The organism is Curtobacterium sp. JUb34 (assembly GCF_003755065.1).
In the GTDB taxonomy this organism is placed as follows: Bacteria; Actinomycetota; Actinomycetes; order Actinomycetales; family Microbacteriaceae; genus Curtobacterium.
In genome coordinates this window covers 575,826-595,572 of record NZ_RJVH01000001.1, presented here as the reverse complement: position 1 = coordinate 595,572, position 19,747 = coordinate 575,826, and the positions used below count along the sequence as shown (strand labels likewise).

Genomic DNA, 19,747 nt, shown 5'->3' with positions numbered 1-19,747 from the left:
CGTCCGGCTGTCATGAGAGCTCCCTGAGTCGTGCGGTGGTGAGGGTCGCCGCAGCCGGGACGTCCTGCCCGGCCTCGCGTGCGCGGTCCTCGATCTCGACGGCCAGCCGGTGCAACCGACTGCGCCACTGGCGACGCTGCCAGGCGATCGTGAAGTAGAGCCCGGTGTGTCCCGAGGCCGCCTCGAGCCGCCGGAGCTCCGGCTCCAGGCTGCGGAACCGGTGTCGGGTGTCCCGCCAGTCGCGGAACTCGCGTGCCGCGTCCGGCAGCACGCCGCCGGCGGCACCGACGGCGAGCAGCACCATGGACAGCAGGAACACCGGGGCGTACACGGTGGACAGCACCCGGACCGCGCCGTCGACACCGGCGACGTGGACGGCGTCGAGTGCGATCGCGATGACGGCGAGCAGGACCAGCCCGACGGCCCCGACGACGAACAGCCAGTACATCCGGCCGAGGCCGTCGCCGCTCCGGAACCCGCGCAGGACGGCGGTGGCGGATCGGGCGATGACGACCGCGATGTACGTCATCTCGACCGCGGAGTACAGCGCGGTCGGCAGTTGGTCGCCGTAGACGGTCATGAACTGTGCCGTCGGCGTCGGTGCGTCGACCAGCGAGAAGAGCACGACGAGCGCGAGGAGCACGACCACGCAGGCGATGATCCGGCTTGCGCGCAGCAGCTTCGCGGAACGCGCAGCGGCCTCCACCGACTGCGCGAGCGCGAACATGCCGCACACCATGAGGCACCGTCCGACCAGGTCTGCGATGTTGGGCACGTGCGTGACGCCCGCGAGGAACGTGGTGACGTCCGGTTGGTTGATCGTCAGGCCGACGGCGACGAAGCCGCAGCACGCCATGAGCCAGGTGACGCTCGCCGACTGGGTCCGCACCAGCAGCAGCCGGACGACGAGCACCGTCAGGATGACCCACACCGGGATCGATCCCCAGACGTGCAGCGTCACCGGAAGATCCCGGGCTCGCGGTCGTCCGGGTCGAGCAGCCCGATCCGGAGCGCGAGCTCGTCGGCGACGAGTTCGACCGCCTGCTCGTGCGGGGTGTCCAGCGACCGCGTGAACGCCGTCCGGCCGGTGAGCAGCCCGGTGTAGGCCTGGTGGTCGCAGCCGGGGTCCGCCAGGAACACGTGGGCGAGTTCGTGGAGCACGCACGCCACGCGGGAGCGCTCGGACAGGTCCGGACGGGTCTCGAGGAGTGCGTGGTCGGCGCGCTGGATGAACCGTGCGGAGAGGTCGCCGGGCAGGTCGGCCGTCCGCAACCGGATCGGCTTGCCGAGGGTCGACTCGGCGCGGGCGAGGAGGGCGGGCAGCGTCAGTCGCCGGGGGAGCCCGAGCCGCCGCACGCTCCGCCGGGCGACTGCCTGCCGGCGCCGGGCGCCGAACCGCTCGCGCACGCCGGTCACGGCGCGGACCCCGACTCGTCGAGCCGCCGGAGGTGCTCGGTGAAGTCCCGGATCTCGTCGGCGGAGGCGAACTCGCCGAGGCGTCGGGTCGCGAAGGCCACGACCTCGCGTTTGCGGAGCTCGAGGACGAGTTCGAGCTGCGCCTGCACCCGCTCGGGCACGTCGGTGTTGCCCGCCGCGTCGGTCAGGTACTCCGCCGGGACGCCGAAGTAGCCGGCGAGTGCTGCGAGCAGGCGCTGGTCACGGACGGCCGGGCCGTTGCCCCCGAGCATGTAGCCCCACCGCGGCCGGCTCATCGACGCACCCTGTGCCTCGATCTCGGCTGCGATCTCCTTGTAGGACGGTCGCTGCCCGGCATTCGCCTCGACGACGTCCATCAGCAACTGCAGCTTCCGGGAGAGTTCTCGCCGGTGTGCATCGTCGTCGTTGTACTCGATCATGTCTCCCCGCCCTGTACATCTGTCTCAGACATGATAAAACTGGACCAGCGCGACGGCCAGTGTGACCACTCTGCCAGGCTCGCGCCGGACCGGCAGGTCGGCATGTCGTGGGGGGATGCCGAACGAAACCGGTGCACGGACGAAACGGGAGGCCCGGTGCCAGCTGGCACCGGGCCTCCCGTTTGTCCGCCTGCGGACGTCTCAGGCCGTGATCACGCCTGCACGTCGCCGCGCCAGCCCGTGTCGGTCGGAGCGGACTCGACGCGCTCCTTGTAGTTCTGCAGGTCCTTCTTGATGGCGTGGCCACCGACGCCGACCGCTGCGCCGAGCTTCTCGAGGAAGCCGGACGGCTCCCAGTCGATCTGCGCGGTGACGCGCGTCTCGTTGTCGGACAGCTTGTGGAAGGTGACGACACCGGCGTGGTCGGTCTCGCCGTCCTTGACGGTCCAGGCCACCCGCTCGTCGGGGTGCTGCTCGGTGATGACGGCACGGAACTCGCGCTCCTGGCCGGCGACCTTCACGGTCCAGTCGGTGGTCTTGTCGTCGACCTGGACGATCTTCTCGACCTCGTCGAGGAAGTGCGGGAACTCCTCGAAGCGGGTCCACTGACCGTACGCTGCGGAGACGGGGACGTTGACGTCGACGGTTTCGATGATCTGAGGCATGGTGTGGACGGTAGGCGGCTCAGCCTGTGCACCGTCCAGCGGGGTGTCCCCCGGGAAGGTCCGCTGCCGCTCGTCCGGGCGCGGCGTTCGGTTGCGCTCCGGCGCGGTCTAGGGTTGTCGAGATGACAGAGCACGGGAAGCACGCGTTCGACGTCCGTGACGAGCACGGGATCCTCGTGCGACCGGCACTCGCCTCCGACGTCCCGCACATCCAGCGGCTCATCGCCCCCTACGTCGACCGACGCATCCTGCTCGGCAAGGAGAACGTCGCGCTCTACGGCTCGATCCAGCAGTTCCGGATCGCCGAAGGACCCGACGGGGTACCGATCGGCTGCGGCGCCCTCGCCGTCTTCTGGGACGACATCGCCGAGGTCCGCACCCTCGCGCTCGACGCCGACTGGATCCACAAGCGCGTCGGACACCGGATGCTCGAGGCGCTCGAGCACGACGCCCGGGAACTCGGCGTCGCACGGATCTTCTGCCTGACGTTCGAGGTCGACTTCTTCGCGAAGCACGGGTACCTCGAGATCGGTGAGCAGGTCGTCGAACCCGCGGTCTACGCCGAGCTGGTGCGGTCGTCGGACGAAGGGGTCGCGGAGTTCCTCGACCTCGCCCGGGTCAAGCCGAACACCCTCGGCAACACCCGCATGCTGAAGATCCTCTGACGCTTTCGCGCGGCACCCGGCGGGGGTCCCGCACCGGGTGTCCGGGGTTGTCTACCCTGTGCGCATGTCGTCGTTGCGTCACCCCGTCGGGCCCGAGAAGCCGGTCGTGTACTGGCGCCGTCGTGCAGCCGTACTCGGAGCGCTCGTGATCATCGTCGTGGTGGTCGTGCTCATCGTCGTCGGACGGGGGAGTGCGTCGACTCCGACGGCAGCACCCACGTCCTCGCCGTCCGCCTCGGCCGGTGGTGCGTCGTCCGCTGAGCCGTCCCGCTCGGCGTCGGCGCCGCCCTCGACCGCTGCCGCTGCCGCTCCCGACGGTTCGACGTGCAGCAAGGACCAGGTCGTCCTGACACCCGTGCTCGACAAGGAGGCCTACGGCCCCACCGAGGATCCGAAGATCGCGATGTCGATCAAGAACACCGGCACCAACTCGTGCCACCTCGACCTCGGCTCAGCGCAGCAGGTGCTGACCATCAGCTCGGGCGAGGAGCAGTACTGGTCGTCGAAGGACTGCCAGACCGGCGGCACGAACCAGGACGTCACGATCAAGTCCGGCCAGACCCTGACCACGCCGACGATCGCCTGGGACCGGACCCGGTCGTCCACCACCACGTGCGACGCGTCCCGCCCGGCGGTCTCGGCCGACGGGGCCAGCTACCACCTGCAGGTCGCGGTCGGGAACCTGAAGTCGAAGACCTCGGTGCAGTTCATCCTGCAGTAGCTCTGGCGCCGCGCGGGCTGGCGGTCTCGGGCCGGGGCGTCGCTGGGAACAGCAAACGGCCCCGCCGTCCAGAGGACGACGGGGCCGTTCGAAGCTGATGTGATCAGCCGAGGACGGTGATGTTCTCCGCCTGCGGGCCCTTGCGGCCCTCGGTGATGTCGAACTCCACCTTCTGGTTCTCCTCCAGCGACTTGTAGCCGTTGCCGGCGATCGCGGAGAAGTGCGCGAAGACGTCAGCGCTTCCGTCGTCCGGGGCGATGAAGCCGAAGCCCTTTTCGTTGTTGAACCACTTGACGGTACCGGTAGATGCCATGATGGCGTTTCCTTAGCTTTCTTGCGTTCCGCCATGGTGCGATCGCACCTGCGGAGCCCCGACGTACGTCGACGGGGGTGATGCGCCACGCGGGCAGGTGCCGGCGGGACGGGTTCGGGGTCAGGCCTGATGGCCAGTGACCCTGGTAGTCCGAGTTGAGGGGCAAACCACCTCGCCCGAACGTTGAGCGCCGCCGAAGCGGTTCCATCAGGCTAGCGTGCTCAGGGCCGACTGGCTACCCGTGCGTCACTGAACGACGAAAATCTGGTGGAATTGATCAGATGGCAGACAAGGAACAGCGCTTCCGGAGCGAACAGCTCGAGGAAGCCCTCGCGAAGCAGGACGTCGCTGCGGTGGCGTTCGCGCTGCGCAACGACATCGTGATCGTCCCCCGGCTCGTGACCGGCAAGAAGGACATGCAGGTGCGGGTGTTCGGGCGCGAAGGCTCCGAGAAGCGCATCCTGCTGCTGTTCTCGTCGGCCGACGCCTACACGGCGATGGTGCCGGACGAGAAGATCCGGCAGGTCATGGTCTACGACGGGCCGCGGCTCGAAGAGTTCCTGAGCGCCCACCTCGACATGCTCGAGGGCGTGTTCTTCGACATCGCCGGGCCGAACACCATGCAGGCGACGCCCGAGGACCTGTTGGCCGCATTGCGCGCTTAGGCGATCAGAACGCGCGGTCGAGCTCGCGCTCGCGGGCGGACTGCGTCATGGAGAACGCCACTCGGAGTGCTTCGCGCAGATGCCCGGAGTCGGCGCCGAGGACGGTCGTGAAGCCGAGTCGGCTCGCCTCGTTCACGCGCTGCTTGGTCCCCGTGGCCGGACGGATCTCGCCCGCCAGGCTGATCTCTCCCACGGCGGCGAGCGTGTGCGGGTACGGACGGTCCCGCGCCGCGCTCGCCAGCGCCAGGGCGATCGCCAGGTCGGCGCCGGGCTCGGTCAGCTTCATGCCGCCCACCGTGGAGACGTAGACGTCGGCATCGGAGAGCTTGAGACCGGCTCGGCGTTCGAGCACCGCGAGCAGCATCGCCACGCGTGAGGCATCGACACCGTTCACGACCCGGCGGGGCTGCGGAGCCGAGCTCGGGACGATGAGCGCCTGGACCTCGACCGGGAGCGCCCGGCGCCCCTCGAGCGCGACGGTCACGCACGTGCCGGAGACCGGGGTCGCGTTCTTCGACATGAAGAGGCCGCTCGGGTCCGGGACCTCGTGGATGCCGTCGCCGCCCATGTCGAAGCACCCCACCTCGTCCGTGGGGCCGAACCGGTTCTTCAACGCCCGGACGAACCGGAGCGCGGTCTGCCGGTCGCCCTCGAAGTGGCAGACGACGTCGACCAGGTGCTCGAGGAGGCGTGGCCCGGCGATCGTGCCGTCCTTCGTGACGTGGCCGACGATCAGGACCGGGAGGGCGCGGTCCTTCGCGATCCGGATCAGGGTCGAGGCGACCTCGCGCACCTGCGACGTGCCACCTGCGATGCCGTCGATCGAGCTCGACGAGATGGTCTGCACGGAGTCGGCGATGAGCAGGTCCGGCTTGACCTGGTCGATCTGGCCGATGATGACGCCGAGGTCGACCTCGCTCGCCAGGTAGAGGTCGTCGTGCATCGCGCCGGTGCGCTCGGCACGCAGCCGGACCTGGTCGACGGACTCTTCCGCACTGACGTAGAGGACACGCTTGCCGGAAGCGGCCGCCCGTGAAGCGACCTCGAGCAGGAGCGTGGACTTGCCGACGCCCGGCTCGCCGGACAGTAGGACCGCGGCACCGGGCACCACCCCGCCGCCGAGAACCCGGTCGAACTCGCCGATGCCGGTCTGCCAACGCTGCACCGTGGTGCCGCGGGCTTCGGTGATGGGGCGGGCCGCGCGGGCCCCGGTGACGGCGACGGCCGCCGTGCCCCGGGTGCTCGCCGAGACCGCCGAGGAGTCCTCGACCGTGCCCCAGGTCTGGCACTCGCCGCACCGGCCGACCCACTTGACACTGGTCCAGCCGCACTCGGTGCATCGGTAGAGGGACTGCGGGCGCGCCATGTCGTCGAGGCTAGGCCGTGCCGCCGACATCACCGGAGCGGTGCACCGGCTCGTCGGGCAGGGCGATCGAACCCGTCATCCGGTTGCGGATCCGTTCGACGGGACTCGGTCGGTTGGCGTGGTCGAGTGCCTCGGCGCCGTCGGTGTCCTGCTCGGCCCGGGCGTTCGCGACGGCGCCAGCCTCTCGCCCGAGGTTCTCCGCCTCGCGCGCGGACAGGTAGTGCCGGATCGCCGCCACGGTGTCGACCCGGGCGTCCACCGCGGGCTCGAACGCGCTCGCCCAGACCTCGTACCCCCGGTCGTTCGGGTGGAACAGGTCGCCGTAGCTGTTGAAGAACGTGCGGCGGACCCCGACCCGCTTCGTGATGGTGTGCAGCGGCGCCACCGTGAGCCCGAACTCCGCGGCCACCCGGTGCACGATCTCGTTCGCCACCGCCACCTTGCGCTCACGGTCCGGCACGAACATGCACGGCAGCTCGGCAACCACGGCATGCGACGGCAACGCGCCGTAGATCGCCCGGATGTTGCGTTCGAACTTGTCCGGATCGAAGTCGGCGATGTCGTTCGCCCCGATCGACACCGTGCAGATGTCGGGCGTGTACTGCCGGAGCTTCGGCAACTGGTCGCGCTTGGCACCCCACGTCGTCGAGCCCGAGACGCTCAGGTTCACGACCCGCACCGACTCGTGGGAACGATGCCGGATGCGCCGAGCCAACAGGCCCACGTACCCGCGCGACGGGACCGTCGCGCCGACGCCCTGCGCCGCCGAGTCACCGATCGCCACGTACAGGAGCTGCCCCTCGTGCTGCTGTCGCTCGTGCCACCAGTCCGCATGGATCGGCAACATGTCGACCACCCGTTGCGCAGCCGCCCGTTGGCCCTTGACGCCGGCCCGGGCCCCGACGGCAGCAGCGCCGAGGACACCGGCCCCACCGAGGACGGACGTCAGGAGTGCGATGAGCGTGCGGGTCTTCATGTCGTGGACGGTACGCCCGCAGGCCGAGTCGACGACGTGGGCGGTCTGTGGGTGGGGGAAGAGCCCTGGGGGTGGCCGCCTGTGGAGGGCAGGCCGACGTCGGGTGGCGTGGCGGGCCTCCCGGATCGTGTAAACTCTTTCCCGGTACCGTGTCCGAGCGGCCGAAGGATCATGTCTCGAAAACATGTGTGGGGGCAACTCCACCGTGGGTTCAAATCCCACCGGTACCGCCATAGAAAACCCCCGTTCACGCGGGGGTTTTCTTCTTTTGAGGAGCGTCTTTGGTGCGTCTCTGGTGCACTCTCCTGTGTGCACGACTCCGCGCCGTGGCTGCCTCCTCTTTGGCAGCGGGGTAAGCCACGGCGCGTCGGATCTGGTGTGCCAGGCCCACTCGCCTGTAGAACACCTACGCCCCGATATCCGCGCCGAGTCGCCACGACGCTGGTGACAACCACACTGAGCGCTCTAGCTGGGGCCGCTATGACGCAGTGGGCACTGAGACGCTCTACACCTCGGGCTCGCGCACTGGAGCGCTGGCTGAAGTTCTCTCGAGCTTCAAGCTGCCGCTGGGGACCGGAAGCGCCCTCGAGGTCGACGCTGCAGCGTTAGGACTCACACTCGAAGAGTTTCTCGTTGACGTTGCGGCTGACTGGGAGGAGCGATCCTTCATGCAGACCGGTGCACTGCCCCGATCCTGGAGAGACGACCGCGCCGCATTGCTGATCCGCCAGCCCGCGGAGGGCTGGCTGGTCGACGTCGAGCATCCCGACTCGATCAGTGCACTCGAGCCGATTCTCACAACGCACCTCCTTGTCGGCGGCTACGCCACCTTCACGACCGCCGCGCTGCGCAGCGACGATCGAGCCCTCACCACCGCGATCGCCGACATCGTCCACGACGCCAGCCTCGATGACGGGTCCCATCCGATGGGCATCCACTTCGGTAGCAAGTTCGGCGGCGGTCTCCAACGCCAAGCATCCCCGCGCCGCCGTCGGATCCACCCGCGGTGCCGCCAAGGCGCGCAAGGCAGCGACCAAGGCGATGGGCTCCACCCGCGAGCGTGGGGAGCGGGATCGTTGAGCGGTCCGAAGCCGTTCCTCGACAAGCACGACGACGTCGCCGACTGGACTGCGATCCCGCGCAACCACGAGGTCTACCTCTACCGCGAGGGCGAGCTCTTCATGAACGAACCTGTTCGCATCACCCAGTCGGACCAACACGCGCTCTGGTGGGGAACCCCGGCGGACCTCGACGCCGGTGTGGCTCCGACGAGGATCGTCGCGGACTCCGACTAGGAGCACCCGGACGAAGGCTGGCAGATCTGCCGAATCCCGGGATAACGCATCAACCACGAGAGGCCCCTCCTCAGTGGAGGGGCCTCTCGTACGTGTGGGCCTCGTCGACGCTGGGAGAGCTGATCGTGGCACACCTAGGAGAGCCCCCAGCATCGGTCGGTGCTCGGGCTCTCCTTGGCCCGCAGTGTCTATCGGCGTGGAGACGTTCGCCGCTTGTGGCGAAGGATCAGAGCGTCACCTGCGATGAGAGCAAGCGCCGAGGCCGCTCCGAGGATGGCGAGCAACCACCAACTGGTGTCGGTGCGGAATCCGATCAGGCCGAGGACGATGATCGGTACCGCGATGAACTTCAACAACATCGAATCGACCGTACTGCAGTTCTTCCGAGCGGTCTTCTCGAAGCGTTTCCCGCCACCGGGGCCGATCTTGGTCTGGTAGCCGGAGTTGCTGGCGTACTTCTTGTTCGAGCAGATCTTCGCGATGCTCTGGAAGATCTCCTTCACCGTTGGACCTCCCGCAGCGGTGCAGAGGACCGCGGGGATCCTCGCGGGTGCCGCTGGGAGCTTGGTCCCGCCTGAGCAGATGGCGACAGCGCTGAGTCCTGCGATCGCTGTCGCGGCCGTGGCGACCGCCACCATCTGCGCTCCGCATCGGGAACGGACCGCGGAGCTGAGAGGAGGTCGGCGACGCTTCCTCGCAACGGCCGAAGGGGCGGGCGTCCGTCATGCGTGCGGCAGGCGGTCGGCCCGAGCTGATCAAGGCGATCCGCCCGATCTTCCGCGGGTCCCCTCGCGCTGGTGAGACCCGTGGGAAGGTAAGTGGAGCCGCGGTGCGAAGGCGTGCTGTGTACGGCCAGTTCCGCACTCGCCGCGGTGACGAGCAGGAGGTAGCCCCCGGCAACCGTTTGGATGCAAAATATGGCATGATTAGATCATGGATACCAAGACTCGGAAGTACGAACATTACCTGCGTCACGCTATCGAGGTAGCAAGGAGTGCTCGCGCTCACGGCAATCACCCATTCGGTGCCGTGCTCATCGCACCCGACGGCTCAGTCGCCCTCGAGGCGGAAAACTCCGTTACGACGGAGAGTGACGTCACAAACCACGCGGAAACGAACTTGGTCAGCAAGGCGTCGCGCACTATTCCTCGCGATCAGCTTGAAGATTATACGCTCGTCACGTCCTGTGAGCCCTGCGCTATGTGCTCTGGTGCCATCTACTGGTCCGGCATCGGTACGGTCGTCTACGGGCTTTCTGAGACAGGCCTTCGCGAGCTGACCGGCGATCACCCGGACAACTCCACCCTCAAGCATCCCTGCAGGCTTGTCTTCGCCGATGGTGGTCGTAACATCACTGTTTCTGGTCCCCACTTGGAGAGCGAAGCGGCGGCCCCGCATCAGGGGTTCTGGAGCGATTAACCTGTCGACAGCGCGCAGATAGCCTCGTCCGCAAGCTGCTCCCCCCGACCAGTCCAAGACTCCAAGCTCACGCGCTACGATTCGAGCGTACATTTAGACGACGTTGGATATTTCTGTCCGTGTCTACTCGAAAGAGGCTCAAGGTGACTGACCAGGCTATCCCCAGGGAGCTCGTAAACTTCCGTGCGGTAACGGGCGTCACCGCAGATGGACAACGATTGCGGCCGGGCAGCCTCTACCGATCGGCGGGGCTCGATCAGATTGGTGCTCCTGGACGCTTGCACCTGCACGACCTTGGCGTATACACCGTCCTCGATCTCCGTACCGCGGAGGAAATGTCCCTGCGGGCAAATGATCTGGCCGGTCTTGGGATCGCCGAGGTGCGAGTCCCCCTGGTAGTAGACCTCGACGGCAGTGCCACGAAAGCAGTACGCGAAAGCACTGATCCGCTTCTAACGCTTGAGTGGTTTTATGAAGACATCGTCGAAAACGCCGCTGACGGGCTGCGGGAAGTGTTCGACACCCTCACCCATGTTGAAAGTCCCGTCGTGCTTGTCTGTACCGCAGGCAAGGATCGCACCGGGGTCGTCGTAGCGCTCCTTCAGCTCGCTCTCGGTATCCAGCTCAACGACGTGATCGCAGGATATGCAGAGAGCGAAGCGCAGCTCAACGCGGACTGGATTGCGACAGTCATCGAACGATTCGAATCACTGGGCATGACCATCCCCCCGGAAGCGACCGGAATTTTTACAATGTCGCCGCCATCAGTGATGCTACGACTGGTCGAAACCATCACAGATCGCTATGGCAGCATGGCGCAGTACTTTGAACACATCGGAATCAGCCACCGCGTCCAGACGATTCTGCGCGGCGAGTTCCTCGAAGACCATGAAGCGAGCTAGAGCATGCAGGTGACATAGAGTCGCGTTCGATGTTCAGCGAGCGGCAGTCAGGCTCGACCGTACCCACGCGCTACGCCGTACCCAAGCGGTACGTCGGTCCCCGCTGGGTGCCATGCGGCGGCGGCGGCAGTGGCAGCAGCACTCTGGCGCTGACGTGTGAAACTTTCTGCGCTGACCGATGAGCAATTTGGTATATTGGGCGCATGCCTGTGCCGAAGCCCAAACCTGATAGTCCTTCCCGAAAGCTGCTTCGAGATGTCGTCTACGAGCGCATCCGTGCGGAGATCCTCAGCGGCCAGCTCGAAGCCGGGGAGCGGCTGAGTGACGAGGCGCTCATTGAGTGGCTCGACGTATCGCGCACTCCCATCCGCGAGGCCCTGAGTCGCCTCACTGCCGATGGACTTGTCGAGATGCGACCCAATCGATTCACGCAGATCCCGTTCCGGTCGCCCGAGGCGTATGCACGCGCGGCGGAGTACATGCACATGATTCGGCGCTTCGTCCTTGAACACCTCGATCGCGTCCCGGCTGACGAGCTCCACCAAGGCCGGCTGGCGATGGAGTCGCTCCTGCCCCGGTTGCGCGAGCACGACCGAACGGCCCAGGTCGAGTTCAACGAGCGGTATGGAGTCCTCGCGGCCCTGGTGCAAAATCCGCTCATCGCGGAGGCGGAGCAACGCGTGCGCGGTCAGGCCCAGTTCCACCTCCAGCATGACGATTCCGAGATCAACTGGGGCAACATCCTTGCCCACGCTGAAGCCTTAGCTGGTGCGGATAGGACGTCGCCAAGAAACGATTAACTCTCAGCGGGGCCGAACTGGGCGATGAGTGAACGGGACCATTCATGTAGCGCTGCGATCGCAGCAGTCCGGTCATCAGTGGCGCACGCCGACCGGAAGGCGATGAAGGGGTCCCAGTCGTCCCGGCCGGGTCGAGAGTGGGGAAGGGTTTCTCCGCTCTCGACCACGGTTAGGTACAGCTGCAGCTCCGCGACGTAATCAGCTGCCACATTCGCAGCTGCGCGATTGGGTGCTTCCCGGATCAGGCACGCGACTCCTGACAGGTACGTGTCGATGTCGTCGTCACCGTCGAAGGCCTCTGCGAGCTCAGCGAGAGAGACCGCTGAGTCGTTCACCATAAGCTCAGCGAGTTGCCCCACAACCGCAAGACGCTGCTGCATATCATTTTCCGGCCGTTCAGCAACCGTTGTTCGCGAGTTGCGCTCCACGACCACATGCCGCATCCACGAAAGCCTCATCACGGCTTCCCGTACGGGGGTCCGCGACACCTCCAACTCGTCGGCGATGGTGTCGACGAAAATGCGTTGTCCTGGCGCCATCTGCCCCTGCAGGATTCGACTCAAGAGGACGTCGTACGCCTGATCGGAGAGTAAGCGGCGGTCCATTAAGGACTGTGCGTTCTGCGTCAAGTTGGTCTCCATCTCTAACTGGTAAAACCTCGACTCGACTGCCCATTCTGGCAGATATTGAGTGTCAGGTGTTCAAATGTAGTATTTACTCAAAGCTCACGGTTTCGCACCGTCCTTTGCTAGGGCCTTTGGGTTGGGTTCGACGACGTCTCTTGCCCGTGCCTCGGGTGACCGCGGGAGCTTGCGACTATTGGGCCAGCTCACGATGCCAATTCTCGGTGCGGGCTCACCTAGATGGAGCCGCTCGGCCGGCTTGCCGACTCAAGGGGCTCTACCGGATCCACGTGCGGCCGCCGCGTCCCCTGGTACCGGTAGTTGTATGAATAGGCGTCTGAGCGGCTGACTCTCACCATCGTCATGATTGATCCGAGCGCCTTCGTCCCAGCGTCGCGGAGCGCAGCCGACGCGCCCTCAAGCTGCTTCCGAGTGGTCCGCCTCATTGCGGCCACCACAATTGCGCCGCTGCTAATCCCGGCAAGGATCGCCGCGTCGGTGACAGGCAGTAGCGGCGGTGCATCAATGATCACGACGTCGACGAGTGATTCAAGTTCCCGGAGTACCGCCTCCATGGCGGCGGATCCAAGAAGCTCTGTGGGGTTCGGCGGAACCTGACCTGAGGGCACGACCTGAAGTTCGCCTTTGCCCCACGGCTGCAGTGCGTCCTCAAGTTCCATCCGCCCGATAAGGACATCGGTGAGCCCCGCGGCGGCCTCAAGGCCCATGATTTCTGCAATGCGGGGCCGGCGGAGATCGCAGTCGACCAACGCGATCTTCATGCCGCTCTCCGCGAGCGCGATCGCCATGTTCGCGGCCGTCGTGCTCTTGCCCTCGCTGGGCACAGACGACGTCACCACGAAGCTGCGGCGACTCCCACCCACGTCGAGAAATTGAAGGTTCGTCCGCAGCCGACGGAAGGCTTCCGCTCGAGGGCTCATTGAGTCGTGCAGTACGACCAACGGCTGGTCCCGGACCGACTTATCGAAGGCGATCTCCCCGATCGCAGGGGCCCCGATGACAGATTCGACGGCAGCGCGGCTGTCCAGGCGCGTGTCCAGCGCAGCTCGTAGCACTGCGATCCCCAGGCCAAGAGTAAGCCCGAGCGCCAACCCGCCGGCGAGATTGACGGCCACTCGAGGTGACGTCGGATGCGTGGGCGCGATGGCAGGCTGGATGGTTTCGATGCGGAACGGGCTGACGCCGTCAGCGGTCGGCTGTTCCAGCTCTGTGGTGATGACCTTTGAAAGGCTCGACCCGACGCTGTTTGCGATCCGTGCCGCCTGATCAGGGTCAGGATCGACGACCGAGATCGTCACAATCACGCTGTCAATCGGCGTCTGCGCGCTGACGCGCCGCGCGAGCTCGATGGCTGACTCGTGAAGTCCAAGTTGCCGAATGACCGGCTCCAGCACTCGCGCACTCTTCGCGACATTCGCGAATGATTGAACCTTCTGCTCGGCGGCAGTGCCACCTTGCGCGAGCTCGGATGAGTTAGTGGCACCTGTGACAGATACGTACACCTGTGTGCTCGCCTGGTACTCCGGCACTGTCACGTAGGCGAGCGCCGCGCCGGAGCCTGCGCCCAGTAGGGCGCCGACCATCATTGCAATCCACCCACGGCGCAGGAGGTGCGCGATCCGTTCGATGTCCATCGTATCCAATCAACTGAAGAACTCAAAGTATGTCAGATACTTTGTCTATACGCCAGTGGGTGTCATGGTCAGCCGGTGGTACAAGTCGATGTGCTGATCGACCATGCGGTCGACGGAGAGATGGGCACGCACCGTTGCTGCGTTCCGGGCCCAGAGTCGCTCGACGCAGTCGTAGTTTTGGGTGCGCTCGAGTGCCAGGTTGAAGAAGCGTTCGGTGTCATTGATGTCCGGGAGCTCCCACCCGATCGGGACCTGGTCCGAAGAACCGCTCACGTTGAACAGCAGCACGGGGAGACCAGTAACTGCAGCCTCGCTGGTCACCGTTGAGAGCGCTTCGCGGTATGACGGCAGGACGAGGAAGTGGGACTTCGCCATTTCGTGACCGATCTGGTCACGGGTCCGAGTGCCGAGGTACTCCACCAGATCGGTCAGCCCGAGGCGCGCTGCCTCGGCCATGAGCTCTGGGCGGAGCGTCTCGCGATGCGAGATGATCCGGAGGCGAACGGGCTGGCCCGCACGCAGGAGGCGATGCATGAGCTCGAGCGCGAGATGCAGCCGCTTGAATTCGACTAACTGTCCGACGTACAGCAGCTGGAGTGGCTCGTCGCCTACTGGGCGGGAGCGTCGGGCCACGTCAAAACGCTCGACGGCGAGCCCAGACGGGATGATGTCGATCTTGCCGGCAGGGACACGTCCGCCGAGTCTTTGGCGCTCATCATCAGAGAAGACGACGACGCTGTCCGCGCGGCGTTCAATAAGGTTTCGAACGACTCGGAACTTCCACGGTTTCCACCCGCTGGTGTGATGCGTGAAGACGATCTTCGTCCGTCCCGACGGGCCGCGGTTCGGCAGGAGCGCTCGAACGCAAGCGTTTGTGAGGTGATTGAGGTGTACGACGTCGTATCGGCTCCAATCGCCGCGAAAGTGCGGAGCAGCGGTGGTTACGTCGACGCCAGCCGCGGCCAACCCATCAGCAAGGAGAGTGTCCGGAGTTTCGGCCATGTGCGTGGCGCGGTACTCGTCGCTTTGGCTGAAGATTCCAGAAAGCATGAGGAGTTTCATCGGGAGCCTTTCGAATCTGACCAATGGCGGCCAGGACCAGGGGAGGGAGTGCGAAGTTGAGGATGTTCTGTTCGATGACGCTGGTTCCGGTAACTCCGGCTTGCGCAATCCAGATTGTGAGGATCGTCGCACCGTAGAGCCCGAGCGGAGTGCGAAGATTTCGGCGAAGACCATCGGCCACAGCAAACATGACGCCTGTCAGTATCGCGATAATCACCACGCCGACGATGCCGAACGAGAGCCAGCCTTCAAACCAAGTCGGGAGCAGCTGATCTTTACCCACATAGCTGTGATAGGCAATATTATTGTATACGGCCATGCCAGATTGACTCCTCGACACATCCGGTGCGCCCGGGAGTGGAGAGAGCAATGACAGCGCGAAGCTCCGTATTCCAAACGGCGACGCTTGCTCGACGGTTGGCACGATTGCACTCAATTGCAGGGGCGAGCCTGCATAGCTGAGGACTGACCGCAGAACCGACGGAACGTCCAATGGTGCGGAGTCGAGCCCCGACCGGCCTACCCACAGCGATGAGCGCAACGATCCGACGACGACGAAGAACGAACCAAGGAGCGCAATCCCGCCAAAGGAGGCGGAAAGTCGGATGGTTCGCATAGAGCGCTCGAAGAACACGAGTACGAGCGCAATTACTGCGTAGGCCACGGTCCCGCGATTTAGTCCGTATGACGCGAGCGCAAAGATGGCGGATATGAGCAGTACGGGCACGATCGGCCAGATACGCCGCTTCTCCTGGTACCGCTTCCAGATCACCATGACCAGGCCGACAACGAGTAGCGGGCGCAGGTACAACGATGCGAGGAGTAGTCCAGAAGCGGCGATGACATCATTTGATTGGAGCGCATCGACGTCGCCGGCCAGAAACCCGCTGACGGCAGAAAATGACGGGAATCGAAGGGCGAGCCCAATGAGACCAAGGAGAATTAGAGCCGATGGAGGTATTCCGCCCGAGGTGAGTTTCTCGCACGTCGCCGGTAAAACTGCTGCGCGGCCTCTGCGGCGGCTCTGTTCGACCGTAGCCAGGGTGACCCGAGCGACGACGACTACGATGAAGAACAAGTTTCCGAGCAACAAGACGGAGCGCGCATCCGCCCATGTCCCCAGGCGATAGTAGAAACCGGAGTCAGCTGGTCCGACGTATATCAAGATGACCGGCGCGACACATCCACGAAGCGTCTCCCACATGATGAACAGCATGAGCGCGTCGACGCGAAGACCGGTTCGCAATGTCAGCAACGTTACTGTCGACAGAAGGATAAGCGCACTCTGAAAAAGTGTCGGTAGCGTGAGAATGGCCCGGTCACCTCCGACCACCGCCGGAGCGAGTGCCGCGAGGGTCATCCCGACCACGGACGTCCCTGCCACGATCACGATGAGCGATCGACGGCTCGCGTCGACTGGGTCCACTCGGTTGGTACCGTCGGTAGTTCTGCTCATTGCGTCGTGCCGGTGCCGGTGAATATGACGGATCGTCGTCGCCCACCGATGAGCCGGACGGTGACCCCGGCGGCGTTTCCAGACGCGAACACGAGGACCATGCCGATCAGCCCCCCTCCGGTGCCCCATACGATGCCGACGCCCGCAGCAGTGACGATGAGCGACACAACATCTGCCACGACCCAGGTACGCCAGCGGCGCCGTGCGACGCAGATGTAGCCGATACCAATGAGGAGAGCTCGGAGAACGGTCGCGGCAAGCATCGCTATGGTGACGGGAAGGAGCCCGGGGTACCCATGAATGAGGTTCGGGAACCCGAGGACCAGAACGGTGAATGCCAGAACTGCCGCGACGACAGACACCCCGGCGAGCATGATCAAGAATCCCTTGGGGCTCCACCTGCGATCAGCTGGGGCGTCTTCGCGAAGCTGGCCAATGACCGTCTTGCCGAAGTACACCGGCGCCAGGGTGACGACCGAAGCGAACCGGTTCGCGAGACCGTAGACCCCGAGCGCCCCTGGTCCGCCAACGAGCTGAATTCCGAAGAGCAGTATCCACGCGCCGGCTTGACCTGTGATGTTGGCGATGATGCCCGCCACCATGCCTTCGCGGGGGGGAGCGACACTGATGTCAACGGGGGGTCCCCACCGTCCTGCCGCGACGGCGGCGGCCGCTATCACCGCTAGGAGGGCGAGATCGGCGACGATCAAGCCGAAACCCCCGCCGATGGGTCCGAACAGCACCGCTCCGGAGAAGGCTGCAGCCGCTCCGACGAGTGCACGGGTGGCATCGATGACGGACGCGCCGAAATACCGGCCACTGCCAGCGACCACCGCGACGACGGCATCGCCGACCGGCAGCGCACCGCTACCGAGCCCGAGGGCCGCGAGGCCGACGAGCTCCGTCGCTGTTGGCCACACCCCCGTCACGAGTACAGCTCCGGCAGGAACGATCACCATGGCGCACACGGCGCCGATTGTGAGCACCCGAAGCCGTCCGCGCAGCATCACTGGGATCATGACCAGCACGGGAACGTCTTGCACGCCGGGAACCCGTGAGGTCGCGGCGTTGACCGTCACAGCGCTTGTGGATCCGAGGATGCTTGCGGTCCCGACCACGAGCGATTGCAGCACGACGAAGTGGCCGTACTGCGCCGGCGTCACAAAGGTCGCCAACAGCGTGAGCATGAGGAACTGCCCGCCGCGACCGCCGATGCTCGGGGCCGTCACCGCGAGCAGATGCACTGTGCGCGCCGCGGTGGCACGGGTGCGGGCAAGGGTGGTTGACATCGAGGGAGCTTCCGGGTCGGGGAGGAGCAGACCAGTAGAGTAGGCATAAACCTGTCTGATATGCAATACTCATCATCGTTGACGCATGTGTGTAACCATGTCAACGTTAGGAGTCGTTGTGTTCGCCATCCAGCCTGAAGCCCCCGCCACTGCTTGTTCGTGTGGCGCAGCGAGGCCGATCGATCCCGCGGAGCTTCTGGGGCCGCGCGATGTCGGGCCCGAGTTCGAGGTCCTGGGCGCCAAGGCGCTTCGTGGGCGCCGTGTCCTAGTTACGGGCGCTGGCGGGTCGATCGGTAGTGAACTGTGTCGGCAGATCATGCGGTTCGAGCCCGCGGAACTGATAGCTGTGGATCGAGATGAAACCGCTCTGCAGCAGGCGCAGCTCGCGATCTCCGGGCACGGCCTGCTCGACACGCGCGAGGTCGTCCTCGCCGACATCCGCGACGCTGACGCGATCGTCGAGATCTTCCTCGAGCGGCGCCCCGACGTCGTCTTCCACGCGGGCGCGCTGAAGCATCTCCCGATGCTTGAGCAGTACCCCCGCGAAGCGTGGAAGACCAACGTTCTCGGGACGCTCAACGTGCTTCGCGCATCCCAGCTCGTCGACGTCGACACGTTTGTGAACATCTCGACCGACAAGGCCGCGAATCCAACCAGCGTTCTGGGCCATTCGAAACGACTCGCTGAACGCCTCACAGCGTGGTTCGGCGCAACCACGGGCAAGGGCTACGTGTCGGTGCGCTTTGGCAACGTGCTGGGAAGTCGGGGCTCGATGCTCCCGCTCTTCGCAAGCCTGCTCGAGCAAGGCAAGCCCCTCACGGTCACCCACCCGGACGCAACTCGCTACTTCATGTCGATCGCAGAGGCGTGCCAGCTGGTGATTCAGGCAGGCGCCTTCGGCCGTGCCGGCGAGGTGCTCATCCTTGACATGGGAGAGCCGGTTCGAGTCCTTGACGTGGCGCGGCAGATGATCGAGCGCTCCGGACGCGATGTCGAGATTGTCTTCACCGGGCTCCGCGCCGGGGAGAAGCTTCACGAAGAGCTGATCGGAACTGGCGAGCGTGCGCACCGACCAGTACACCCGCGCGTGTCTCACGCTATTGTGCCTCCACTGGATCCCACCACAGCAGACCGTGAGTGGCGATACGACGCGGCTGCGACGGCTACCGCGTCCGCACAGGCCGAGCACTATCCGGTGGCATCGTGACCCCGACGGTCTCGGTCGTCATCCCCACCGTCTGGCTCAACGAACATTTCCAGCAGGCTCTCGAATCGATCCTCACGCAGACACTGCGTGACATCGAGATCGTCGTCGTACTCGATGGCATAGCTGACATCGACCATGTCATCCCCGATGACAGTCGCATCACCGTCGTTCAACACGCTGTCCGCCGCGGGACGCCAGCAGCGCTTAACTCCGGAGTCGCTGCTGCCCAAGCGCCCTTCATTGCACGGCTCGATGCCGACGACGTGGCGTCCCCTGAACGGCTTGAGCGCCAAGTTGCTGAGTTTCGAAGCCGGCCCGATCTTGTCCTGCTCGGCTCCTACGCCGCGGTCATCGATTCGTCTGGGGCCCCCACCGGGCTTGTTGAGGTGCCGACCGCAGCGATCCCCGCCGCGCTCCTACGGCGCAACGCGTTCGTGCACTCCAGCGTGATGATCCGGCGCGGCGCGCTGGAACTCGTGGGCGGCTACGACGAGCGGTGCAACCGGATGCAGGACTACGACCTCTGGTTGAGAATCGCCCGCGTCGGTCAGATCGCGAACATACCCGACGTGCTGGTCGCGTACCGCGTTCACGACGGAATGCACAGCAGGGTAACGAGTCCGATCGGCCCAGCAGCACGGTGTGTCTTGGCGTCACGAAGTCGGCTCGCTCGCTCCCTCGGCCGCTCCGCAGCGAGCCAGCATGCCGAGAACACGCTGTGGACGGTGGCACAGCTGCTTCGACATGCCCGTCTCCGGAGGCCGCGGTACCTCACCGCCCGATAAGCCACTCCAACCCTGAACAGAAGGGCA

The 19,747-nt window shown here is 65.4% G+C and carries 21 protein-coding genes, 1 tRNA gene and 1 pseudogene; 10 read left to right on the top strand and 13 right to left on the bottom strand.

Annotated elements, in window-relative coordinates; all coding sequences use genetic code 11:
• Positions 1 to 10: 10 nt before the first annotated feature.
• From EDF63_RS02795 to EDF63_RS02780, 4 genes are all read right to left on the bottom strand, one after another.
• Entirely contained in the window at positions 11 to 961 is a 951-nt protein-coding gene (locus EDF63_RS02795; RefSeq protein ID WP_123311013.1) for a hypothetical protein, read from the bottom strand.
• On the bottom strand, positions 958 to 1,416 hold the full coding sequence (locus EDF63_RS02790) for a hypothetical protein (protein WP_123311011.1): 459 nt from the start codon (positions 1,414 to 1,416) through the stop codon (positions 958 to 960). The genes EDF63_RS02795 and EDF63_RS02790 overlap by 4 nt, the downstream gene beginning before the upstream one ends.
• Complete coding sequence (locus EDF63_RS02785) at positions 1,413 to 1,856, bottom strand: hypothetical protein (protein WP_123311009.1); 444 nt, start codon at positions 1,854 to 1,856, stop codon at positions 1,413 to 1,415. The genes EDF63_RS02790 and EDF63_RS02785 overlap by 4 nt, the downstream gene beginning before the upstream one ends.
• Before the next feature lie 212 nt (positions 1,857 to 2,068).
• On the bottom strand, positions 2,069 to 2,521 hold the full coding sequence (locus EDF63_RS02780; protein ID WP_123311007.1) for an SRPBCC family protein: 453 nt from the start codon (positions 2,519 to 2,521) through the stop codon (positions 2,069 to 2,071).
• 122 nt (positions 2,522 to 2,643) lie between these two features.
• Here EDF63_RS02780 and EDF63_RS02775 point away from each other — a divergent pair, with 122 nt between their 5' ends.
• Positions 2,644 to 3,186: an amino-acid N-acetyltransferase gene (locus EDF63_RS02775; RefSeq protein WP_181437672.1), complete on the top strand. Its 543-nt coding sequence runs from the start codon at positions 2,644 to 2,646 to the stop codon at positions 3,184 to 3,186.
• 64 nt (positions 3,187 to 3,250) lie between these two features.
• On the top strand, positions 3,251 to 3,907 hold the full coding sequence (locus EDF63_RS18595; protein ID WP_185021262.1) for a hypothetical protein: 657 nt from the start codon (positions 3,251 to 3,253) through the stop codon (positions 3,905 to 3,907).
• 103 nt (positions 3,908 to 4,010) lie between these two features.
• Here the strand turns inward: EDF63_RS18595 and EDF63_RS02760 are convergent, their stop codons facing one another.
• A complete protein-coding gene (locus EDF63_RS02760; RefSeq protein WP_017887662.1) occupies positions 4,011 to 4,220 on the bottom strand; it encodes a cold-shock protein in 210 nt (69 codons plus the stop codon).
• Between the two features lie 281 nt (positions 4,221 to 4,501).
• On the opposite strand from EDF63_RS02760, the gene EDF63_RS02755 reads away from it, so the two are divergent.
• Positions 4,502 to 4,885, top strand: a complete 384-nt coding sequence (locus tag EDF63_RS02755) for an SseB family protein (protein ID WP_123311003.1) — start codon at positions 4,502 to 4,504, stop codon at positions 4,883 to 4,885.
• Between the two features lie 4 nt (positions 4,886 to 4,889).
• Here EDF63_RS02755 and radA read toward each other — a convergent pair whose 3' ends face one another.
• The gene (gene radA / locus EDF63_RS02750; RefSeq protein WP_185021261.1) at positions 4,890 to 6,251 is read right to left on the bottom strand and encodes a DNA repair protein RadA; all 1,362 of its coding nucleotides are present in this window, start codon (positions 6,249 to 6,251) and stop codon (positions 4,890 to 4,892) included.
• Between the two features lie 10 nt (positions 6,252 to 6,261).
• Positions 6,262 to 7,227, bottom strand: a complete 966-nt coding sequence (locus EDF63_RS02745; RefSeq protein ID WP_185021260.1) for an SGNH/GDSL hydrolase family protein — start codon at positions 7,225 to 7,227, stop codon at positions 6,262 to 6,264.
• Positions 7,228 to 7,370: 143 nt separating this feature from the next.
• On the opposite strand from EDF63_RS02745, the gene EDF63_RS02740 reads away from it, so the two are divergent.
• Both EDF63_RS02740 and EDF63_RS02735 read left to right on the top strand, forming a co-directional pair.
• Positions 7,371 to 7,460 (top strand) — tRNA-Ser (locus tag EDF63_RS02740).
• A gap of 255 nt (positions 7,461 to 7,715) precedes the next feature.
• Positions 7,716 to 8,522: a hypothetical protein gene (locus EDF63_RS02735; protein WP_123310997.1), complete on the top strand. Its 807-nt coding sequence runs from the start codon at positions 7,716 to 7,718 to the stop codon at positions 8,520 to 8,522.
• A gap of 188 nt (positions 8,523 to 8,710) precedes the next feature.
• Here EDF63_RS02735 and EDF63_RS02730 read toward each other — a convergent pair whose 3' ends face one another.
• Positions 8,711 to 9,025 carry a hypothetical protein gene (locus tag EDF63_RS02730; RefSeq protein WP_123310995.1) on the bottom strand — a complete coding sequence of 105 codons (315 nt, stop codon included), beginning with the start codon at positions 9,023 to 9,025 and terminating at the stop codon, positions 8,711 to 8,713.
• Between the two features lie 430 nt (positions 9,026 to 9,455).
• Here EDF63_RS02730 and EDF63_RS02725 point away from each other — a divergent pair, with 430 nt between their 5' ends.
• The 3 genes from EDF63_RS02725 (at position 9,456) to EDF63_RS02715 (ending at position 11,643) form a co-directional block, all read left to right on the top strand.
• Entirely contained in the window at positions 9,456 to 9,941 is a 486-nt protein-coding gene (locus EDF63_RS02725; protein ID WP_123310993.1) for a nucleoside deaminase, read from the top strand.
• Between the two features lie 143 nt (positions 9,942 to 10,084).
• Positions 10,085 to 10,843, top strand: coding sequence for a tyrosine-protein phosphatase (locus EDF63_RS02720; protein WP_185021259.1), 759 nt, complete (start codon positions 10,085 to 10,087; stop codon positions 10,841 to 10,843).
• A gap of 203 nt (positions 10,844 to 11,046) precedes the next feature.
• Positions 11,047 to 11,643 carry a GntR family transcriptional regulator gene (locus EDF63_RS02715; RefSeq protein WP_123310989.1) on the top strand — a complete coding sequence of 199 codons (597 nt, stop codon included), beginning with the start codon at positions 11,047 to 11,049 and terminating at the stop codon, positions 11,641 to 11,643.
• Here the strand turns inward: EDF63_RS02715 and EDF63_RS02710 are convergent.
• The 5 genes from EDF63_RS02710 to EDF63_RS02695 form a co-directional block, all read right to left on the bottom strand.
• On the bottom strand, positions 11,640 to 12,284 hold the full coding sequence (locus tag EDF63_RS02710; protein WP_123310987.1) for a GntR family transcriptional regulator: 645 nt from the start codon (positions 12,282 to 12,284) through the stop codon (positions 11,640 to 11,642). The two genes, EDF63_RS02715 and EDF63_RS02710, sit on opposite strands and share 4 nt — an antisense overlap.
• 218 nt (positions 12,285 to 12,502) lie before the next feature.
• The gene (locus tag EDF63_RS02705) at positions 12,503 to 13,921 is read right to left on the bottom strand and encodes a polysaccharide biosynthesis tyrosine autokinase (RefSeq protein ID WP_123310985.1); all 1,419 of its coding nucleotides are present in this window, start codon (positions 13,919 to 13,921) and stop codon (positions 12,503 to 12,505) included.
• A gap of 45 nt (positions 13,922 to 13,966) precedes the next feature.
• Complete coding sequence (locus EDF63_RS02700; protein ID WP_185021258.1) at positions 13,967 to 14,983, bottom strand: glycosyltransferase family 4 protein; 1,017 nt, start codon at positions 14,981 to 14,983, stop codon at positions 13,967 to 13,969.
• Positions 14,892 to 16,343, bottom strand: coding sequence for an O-antigen polymerase (locus tag EDF63_RS18590; RefSeq protein WP_185021257.1), 1,452 nt, complete (start codon positions 16,341 to 16,343; stop codon positions 14,892 to 14,894). The genes EDF63_RS02700 and EDF63_RS18590 overlap by 92 nt, the downstream gene beginning before the upstream one ends.
• 92 nt (positions 16,344 to 16,435) lie before the next feature.
• The gene (locus tag EDF63_RS02695; protein WP_123310981.1) at positions 16,436 to 17,728 is read right to left on the bottom strand and encodes a hypothetical protein; all 1,293 of its coding nucleotides are present in this window, start codon (positions 17,726 to 17,728) and stop codon (positions 16,436 to 16,438) included.
• Between the two features lie 172 nt (positions 17,729 to 17,900).
• Between EDF63_RS02695 and EDF63_RS02690 the strand changes: the two are divergent.
• Together EDF63_RS02690 and EDF63_RS02685 are read left to right on the top strand one after the other, a co-directional pair.
• Positions 17,901 to 18,935: pseudogene (locus EDF63_RS02690) on the top strand (UDP-N-acetylglucosamine 4,6-dehydratase family protein); the annotation flags it as partial.
• The gene (locus tag EDF63_RS02685; RefSeq protein ID WP_185021256.1) at positions 18,932 to 19,720 is read left to right on the top strand and encodes a glycosyltransferase; all 789 of its coding nucleotides are present in this window, start codon (positions 18,932 to 18,934) and stop codon (positions 19,718 to 19,720) included. The pseudogene EDF63_RS02690 and the gene EDF63_RS02685, both read left to right, overlap by 4 nt.
• The last annotated feature ends 27 nt before the right edge of the window (positions 19,721 to 19,747 follow it).